General features: G+C 63.7%; 6 protein-coding genes and 1 pseudogene. 5 read left to right on the forward strand and 2 right to left on the reverse strand.

Annotated elements, in window-relative coordinates; translation table 11 throughout:
* The 4 genes from L0G76_RS12470 to L0G76_RS12485 all read left to right on the forward strand — a co-directional run.
* On the forward strand, positions 1-1,194 hold a 1,194-nt coding region (locus L0G76_RS12470; protein ID WP_304357513.1), incomplete at its 5' end, for an L-serine ammonia-lyase.
* A gap of 874 nt (positions 1,195-2,068) precedes the next feature.
* A complete protein-coding gene (ectA, locus tag L0G76_RS12475) occupies positions 2,069-2,509 on the forward strand; it encodes a diaminobutyrate acetyltransferase (RefSeq protein WP_304357514.1) in 441 nt (146 codons plus the stop codon).
* Positions 2,510-2,689: 180 nt separating this feature from the next.
* Complete coding sequence (gene ectB / locus L0G76_RS12480; RefSeq protein ID WP_304357515.1) at positions 2,690-3,982, forward strand: diaminobutyrate--2-oxoglutarate transaminase; 1,293 nt, start codon at positions 2,690-2,692, stop codon at positions 3,980-3,982.
* Between the two features lie 157 nt (positions 3,983-4,139).
* Positions 4,140-4,532, forward strand: coding sequence for an ectoine synthase (locus L0G76_RS12485; protein ID WP_304357516.1), 393 nt, complete (start codon positions 4,140-4,142; stop codon positions 4,530-4,532).
* Positions 4,533-4,732: 200 nt separating this feature from the next.
* On the opposite strand, the gene L0G76_RS12490 is transcribed toward L0G76_RS12485, so the two are convergent.
* The gene (locus L0G76_RS12490) at positions 4,733-5,728 is read right to left on the reverse strand and encodes a GlxA family transcriptional regulator (protein WP_304357517.1); all 996 of its coding nucleotides are present in this window, start codon (positions 5,726-5,728) and stop codon (positions 4,733-4,735) included.
* 53 nt (positions 5,729-5,781) lie between these two features.
* Between L0G76_RS12490 and L0G76_RS12495 the strand changes: the two are divergent.
* A pseudogene (locus L0G76_RS12495) lies at positions 5,782-6,957 on the forward strand (APC family permease); the annotation flags it as partial.
* Positions 6,958-6,971: 14 nt separating this feature from the next.
* Here L0G76_RS12495 and L0G76_RS12500 read toward each other — a convergent pair.
* The coding region (locus L0G76_RS12500; RefSeq protein WP_304357518.1) for an alanine:cation symporter family protein at positions 6,972-7,520 on the reverse strand (549 nt) is incomplete at its 5' end.

Genomic DNA, 7,520 nt, shown 5'->3' on the forward strand with positions numbered 1-7,520 from the left:
GACGCCGGTGCGGCTGGTGCTGCTGGATCGGCCGGCGGAGGCGTCGAGATCGCCTTCACCGAGGACGACATGACCAAGCGCCCCCTGACCATCCTGCCCCGCCACACCAACGCCATGACCGTCGCCGCATTCGACGCTGACGGTCAGACCCTGGCCGAGGAGACCTACTATTCGGTCGGCGGCGGTTTCGTGACCTCCGAGACCGAGTTCCTCGAGAAGGAGCAGGCCGCCGAGGCTGTGGAGGAAGACAGCGAATTCGCCCTCCCCAAGGCGGTCATCGACGCCGAGCTGCAGTCCTACAGCGAAGAGCTGCCCTATCCGTTCCACTCGGCCGTCGAACTCCTGCAACGCTGCAAGGACAACGACATGTCGGTCGCCCAGGTCATGCTTGCCAACGAGAAGTCGATGCGCGATGAGAACGAGATCCGTCACGGTCTCCTCCACATCTACTCCGTGATGGAGGAATGCGCCTCGGCGTCCCTGGATCGTTCGGGTTACCTGCCTGGCGGCCTCAAGGTGCGCCGACGGGCCCATGACTGGTACCTCAAGCTCAAGGCTGAGGACCCGGACCGTGACCCCGGCTACTACCTGGAGTGGGTCAACCTCATCGCCATGGCCGTCAACGAGGAGAACGCCTCGGGCGGACGCGTGGTCACCGCACCGACGAACGGCGCGGCCGGAATCATCCCCGCGGTCCTTCACTATGCCCTCAACTACGTGGACTCGGTGACCAAGGGCGGCGAGGCCGCCAAACACGCGGCGATCGTGGACTTCCTGCTCACCTCGGCAGCGGTGGGTGTCCTGTACAAGGAGAGGGCATCGATCTCCGGCGCCGAGGTGGGCTGTCAGGGCGAGGTCGGGTCCGCCTCGTCGATGGCTGCCGGAGGATTGGCCGCCATCATGGGCGGAACCCCCGAGCAGGTCGAGAACGCGGCCGAGATCGCCATGGAGCACAACTTGGGCCTGACGTGCGACCCGATCTCCGGACTCGTGCAGGTCCCGTGCATCGAGCGCAACGCCATCGCGGCAGGCAAGGCCATCAACGCCTCGAGGATGGCGCTGTGGGGCGATGGACAGCACAGAGTCAGCCTCGACGAGGTGATCGAGACGATGCGCCAGACAGGCGCCGATATGAGCTCGAAGTACAAGGAGACAGCGCAGGGCGGCCTCGCCGTCAACGTCGTCGAGTGCTGAGAGGCAGAGTTTCTGGGCATCGGACGTCGGGCGTCGGTCGTCGGGCGTCGGTTGCTGTGCGCGTAGGGGACTGAGCGCTGAACGAACGCGTCGGTCACCGGGAGTGTGTCCCCTGGCGCGGCTCGATAGGGCGTTGCCCGCGGAGCTCCTACTGGACACGACGGTGCCCGCTTGAGTCCTCCAAGTGGTTGCGTCGCCTGACTCGAGCCTTCAGCGTCAGAGCTGCCGCCCGGCGGGAACTTCTTCTCCGGTCAGTAGGCTGTTGGCGCCCAAGCGCCCAAACTTCCGATAAACGGTCAGCTGCGAGCATTCAGCCCGTCATGGCCCGCACCGGGTACTTAAGTGGTCATTCTGGTGCGCTTCTGCGGTCTATCAGGCGACCAGAATGACCACCCAAGCGTGCTGCAGCGCTCTGTGCCGCGCTGGAAAGGCCGTGTAAGCACGCTGGAATGACCGTTTGGGCCCACCGACACGACCAGGACACGGGCAGGACACGGCCAGGTCGAAACTCTGCGAGCGCGTGAAGCGTCATGAGGCCGCGCGTGAGGTCCCGTAAGCAAGGGTGCTTGGTGTGGATAACAACGCGAAGCGTTGTGGAACACCGTGGAACCGCTGTTCCAAAGGTGCCGAAATGTAACGAAACGATAACGAAGCGCTGCCCCGGCTTGAGCGCGGAGGAGCGCCCTGGCGCATCCCAGAGATGCCATGGGGAAGCCCCGGTTCGGTATGTCGGGAACACGCGCGGGAATTGCGACTGAATGTGGCTTGAATCGCCGTTTTCGGAGTTGACGCTCATTCTCAGGTCGTTAGGTTTGGTGGCGTGAGAAACGCAGTAGCTGAACCTCAAACGGAAACCGATGTCCGTACTCCAACCATGGAGGACGGACAACACATGTGGAGACTGGCTAAAGATTCGGCCGTTCTCGACCTCAACTCCTCGTACTCCTACATCCTGTGGTGTCGTGATTTCTTCGCCACCTCGACAATCGCGCGAATCGGCGGAGAGCCCGCCGGCTTCGTCACCGGTTACACCCGCCCGGATCGGCCCAACACGCTGATGATCTGGCAGGTCGCTGTCTCATCCGACTTCCGCGGACATGGATTGGCGAAGACCATGCTCAACGAGCTGGCCGATCGCACCAATTCGCTCCGCCTGGAGACGACGATCACCGATGACAACGACGCGTCGAACCGTCTGTTCCAGTCATTCGCTGAGCAGCGTGGAGCGTCATGCGAACGACGTGCGCTGATCACCCCGGACCTCTACCCGGATGGCCACGACACCGAATTTCTGTACGAAATCGCACCGCTCTGAAGCACCTCTCTGAAGCACCGCTGTAGAGCCTGGTGCCACCAGGCGCCCTGGGAGTCAGATGATTCCGTCCAAGGGTGCCGACCGGCGACAGCCGTACCCGAAACCGATCGGTCGCGGCCACCGCCTCGGCGCTTGCTCACGAGGCAGGCGCGCAATCCAGAAGTCGAAAGGACTTAAGTGATGACCGAAACTCCCAAGACAGACACTCCTGACATCTTCGAAACCCGCGAATCAGAGGTGCGAGGCTACTCGCGCTCCTGGCCCGCCACCTTCGCCAAGGCACACGGCGCGAAGCAGTGGGGCGAAGACGGCAAGGAATTCATCGATTTCTTCTCCGGCGCCGGAGCCCTCAACTACGGTCACAACAACCCCGTCGTGATGAACCCGCTGGTCGAATACCTCCAGTCAGGTGCAGTCTTGCACTCGCTGGACATGAAGACCCCGGCCAAGCGCGAGTTCCTCGAAACCTTCCAGGATCTCATCCTCAAGCCGCGCGGACTCGACTACACCGTGATGTTCCCCGGACCAACGGGAACCAACACCGTCGAGGCTGCCCTCAAGCTGGCTCGCAAGGTCACCGGTCGCCAGCACATGCTGTCCTTCACCAACGCGTTCCACGGCATGACCCTGGGATCGCTGTCGGTGACCGGCAACTCGATGAAGCGCGAAGGCGCAGGCATCCCGCTGACCAACAGCTCGAAGATTCCCTACGACGACTACTTCGATGGCGAGATCCCTGACTTCCTGTGGCTCGAGAAGGTTCTTGAAGACTCCGGCTCAGGCGTCGACAAGCCAGCAGCTGTCATCGTTGAGACCGTGCAGGGTGAAGGCGGTCTCCGTGCCGCACGCGCCGAGTGGCTGCGCGAGCTGTCCAAGCTGACCAAGAAGCACGACATCCTCCTCATCGTCGACGACGTCCAGGCCGGCTGCGGCCGCACAGGTTCGTTCTTCAGCTTCGAAGAGGCCGGCATCGAGCCCGATATCGTCTGCCTGTCGAAGTCGATCTCCGGTTCGGGTCTGCCGATGGCACTGACCCTGTTCCGTCCCGAGCTCGACGTCTGGGAATCCGGCGAGCACAACGGAACCTTCCGCGGCAACAACCCCGCATTCGTCACGGCGACCGCTGCGATCAAGAACTTCTGGGCCGACAACTCGTTCCAGAACGAACTGGCCGACACGATCGCCGCACTGCACCAGCGCCTCGACTCGATCGTGGAGAAGGCAGAGGGAGCGTCCATCCGTGGTCGCGGCCTGCTCGCCGGACTCCACTTCGAGGACGACGAGGTCGCCGGCAAGGTGGCAGCGGAAGCCTTCGACAACGGCCTGCTCCTCGAGACCTCGGGTCCCAAGGATGAGGTCACGAAGATCATGCCTCCGCTGACCATCTCCTCGCACGATCTGGAGCAGGGCCTCGACATCATCGAGGCTGCTGTGCTGAAGTTCGCTCCGGCCGCAGAACCTGCGGCGGTCTGAGCCTGCTCCCAGCTGAGCGCGAGAGCCTGAAATACAGAGCCGCGGTGATGAGCCGCAGCTCGACCCTGATACTTGAATGACGCGTTGCCGATGGATCGGTTGTTTCTCGACCGATCCATCGGCAATCCGTCTGATACCCCAATTGAAAGGACCACGAATGTACGTAGTCAACCGCGATGACCTCAATGAGACAGACCGCGATATCAAGTCGGAGACCTGGCGCAGCCGCCGCATGGTGCTGGGCAAGGAGCGCGTCGGATTCTCGCTCCACGACACCGTGATCTACGCCGGAACCACCTCGACCTTCCACTACCAGAATCACGTCGAAGCCGTGTACTGCGTGCAGGGCAAGGGCACTCTGACCGATCTGGAGACCGGGAAGACCTACCCGCTGTCCGATGGCACCATGTACCTCCTCGACGGCAACGAGAAGCACACGGTCGTCGCCGATGAAGAGCTGCGCATGGCCTGCGTGTTCAACCCGCCGGTCACCGGCCGTGAGACCCACGACGAGAACGGTGTCTACCCGCTCATCGTCGAAGAGGACTGAGGTCCTCCCGTGAGCTGAATAGCTCCATCGCCGAGGTGGCCCTCCGTTTGGTTGGTCACTGAAGCACCGTCCGACTTCCGGACACCAGAATTGGTGGTCACGGAACCGAGGCAAGTCCGCGTTGCGCGCGGCTTGAGCTTGGTCCCGTGGCCATCATTGTGTATTTCAGGCAGGGCGCTGTGGCGGCGAGCATCGGTGGTTCAGGAAGCCTGCGGGGCATCGACGGGAACGGCGTCAGCCGCTTCGTGTGAGCTGAAGGTGCGCCGGTAGGCGCCGGGCGGGACGCCGTATTCGGCGGCGAAGTGGGTGCGCAGATTGGCTGCGGTGCCGAGCCCGACACGCAGGGCGATGGCCTCGACGGTCAGGTCGGAACTCTCAAGGAGCTCCTGAGTTGCTTGCAGCTTCTCTCGCCGGAGCCATTCCTGGGGTGGGAGGTTGGTCCGACTGCGGAACTGGCGATTGAGCGAACGGACGCTGACTCCGGCGTACCGTGCCATGGCTGTCACGGTGACATCGGCGAGATGCTCGCGCGCCCAGTGCTCGACATCGTCGTCCCTCGACGAGGCGGTGTGCGGCCGGTAGCGGATGAACTGAGACTGGCCCCCGTCCCGGTGCGGAGGAATCACGACACGGCGGGCCACCTCGTTGGCGATCGCAGCACCGAAGTCGCGGCGAACCAGTTCCAGGCTGAGGTCGATGGCGGCGGCACTGCCGGCAGAGGTCCACACGTCGTCGTGGACGTAGAGCACGCCGGGGTCAACGGTCACGCTCGGATAGAGGCGAGCCAGCGCCTCGGCGTGCATCCAATGAGTCGTGGCGCGGCGGCCGTCGAGAAGACCGGCTTCGGCCAGGACGAACGCCCCGGAGCACAGAGAGACGATCCGGGCGCCGCGGGCGTGCTCCTGGACCAGTGCCTCCAGCAGTGCGGTGGGGGCGCCGTCGTGGACGTTCGCGCAGGCCGGGACGATGATCGTATCTGCGTCGCTCAGCGCGTCGAGCCCACGGCCGTTGGGCACCTGCATCCCGAAGCCGATCGTGGTCTCCGGCGAGGTGCCGACGAGCTCGAATTCATACCAATCAGGAGTGAGATCACGCCGATCGACCCCGAAGATCTCAGCGGCTCCGGCCAGCTCGAAGAGCGGTACCCCGGGCATGGCAACGATGACAACCCTGCACGTGTCCGATTTCTTTCGCATAGCGACGAGTTTGCCACTCACGGTGGGGGCCGTTAATGGACAACTCTTGAGTTATGGACAAGAACAACGCAAACACGGGCCAACTGACTGCGCACATCGGCTTATGGCAGGGGGTCGCCCTGTATGTCAGCGCTATCGTCGGTGCCGGAGTATTGGTGCTGCCCGGTCAGATCGCGAGCTCTGCCGGGCCGGCCTCGCTGGTGTCGTGGCTGGTGGCATGTCTGATCGGAGCGCTGCTGGCACTGCTGTTCGTCGGACTCGCCCGCAGATTGCCGGGAGCAGGAGGGATCGCCACATATGTCGGTGAGGCCTACGGTGCGACCGCGGGCGGATTAGCCGGGTGGGTGTACTTCGTCGCAGGCGCCGTCGGGCAGACAATCGTCCCGTTGACCGGAGGATACTACGTGGCCGAGGCGTTCTCGCTCAGCAGCGGCTGGGCCTACCTTGTCGCGGCGGGGATATTGGCGGTCGCCGTCGGCGCCAATCTTGCCGGTGCGAAAGTCAGTACAGGTGCGCAACTGGGTCTGGCTCTGTCCGTGTCGTTGGCGCTGCTGATCACCATCGTGGTGGCGATACCGCGCATGGATTCGACCCAGCTGACTCCGTTCGCTCCGCACGGGCTGCCCCCGATCGGCGGCGGAGTCATCGTGCTCTTCTTCGCCTTTGCCGGGTGGGAGGCGGTGGCTCATCTCGTCGGCGAGTTTCGCAGGCCCAACCGCGATGTTCCCCGAGCAGTCGGCATCACGATCGTCATCGTCACCGTGCTCTATCTCGGGACCGCCGCAGCCGTCGTGTTCACAGGAACATATGGTTCGCCGGAGACCGACCGCATCGCGATCGGGCTTCTGCTGCAAGAGGTATTCGGCGGGCATTCCGCTCTGGCTGCGGCCATCATGGCCGTCGTCATCAGTCTGGGGACCACCAACGCGTTCATTGCAGGTGTCTCCCGACTCGGCTACTCCCTGGCCAAGGAGAAGTGGCTGCCTCGTCCGGCGGCGTATGTGTCCTCCTCGGTGCCTGTCGGCGGGGTGCTGGCTGTGGCTCTGATCGCCTTCGTCGGCCTGGGGCTCGCGTGGTTGTTGTCCTGGGGTACGGAAACTCTGGTGGTCATTCCCTCGACCCTGGTCGTCTTCGTCTATCTGGCGGCAGCCATTGCAGGAGTCAAGCTGCTCAGGGGCAGGCAGCGTGCCGCCGCAGCAGTCTCAGTCGTGCTCATTGCTGTGGTCGTGCCCTCGTCGCTGGGTTATGTGCTCATTCCACTCGTCGTGATCGGCGTGGCTCTGACGATGCGCTTCGTGCTCAGGAGGGCAGGCCGCGAGTCAGCACCGCATGAAGGTGGCCAGACGCGGGTAACCGGGGTGTCGTCTGTCGGGGCGCCGGACGGGTCGCGCAAGCCCGTTTCGAAGCCCATGGAATAGGTTGGAACCTGCTCGAGCCCCACCTTGCGCTGCCGCAGGTAGTCCTTCAGCAGCTTCAGGGCCGTCGGGGCGAGGAAGAAGACGGCGACCATGACGATGATCCGGCAGATGGTGACGGCCGCCCGAGGCTTCTTCGTGAACAGGCAGGAGATGTTCGCTTCGCCGTAGTAGCAGTTGCCCAGGATCGATGAGACCGCGAAGAGGAAGATCGCGATGGTGAGGAAGTGAACCGCCCAGTCGCCGAGCTGCGAAGCCAAAGCGGTCTGGGTCAGTGACGCGCCTTGGGCTTCGTCGTAGGTCGGGTTGGAGAGCAGGACGACGAACGCGGTGATCGTGCAGACCAGAATGGTGTCGAAGCAGACGCCGAGGCTCTG

Source organism: Brevibacterium picturae (genome assembly GCF_030453725.1).
Taxonomy (GTDB): Bacteria; Actinomycetota; Actinomycetes; order Actinomycetales; family Brevibacteriaceae; genus Brevibacterium; species Brevibacterium sandarakinum_A.

What these genes read in the sequence shown, in the direction of transcription:
- ectB (WP_304357515.1), top strand. Translation starts at nt 2,690, where the DNA reads ATGACCGAAACTCCCAAGACAGACACTCCTGACATCTTCGAAACCCGC.
- L0G76_RS12490 (WP_304357517.1), bottom strand. Translation starts at nt 5,728, where the DNA reads ATGCGAAAGAAATCGGACACGTGCAGGGTTGTCATCGTTGCCATGCCC.
- ectA (WP_304357514.1), top strand. Translation starts at nt 2,069, where the DNA reads ATGGAGGACGGACAACACATGTGGAGACTGGCTAAAGATTCGGCCGTT.
- L0G76_RS12485 (WP_304357516.1), top strand. Translation starts at nt 4,140, where the DNA reads ATGTACGTAGTCAACCGCGATGACCTCAATGAGACAGACCGCGATATC.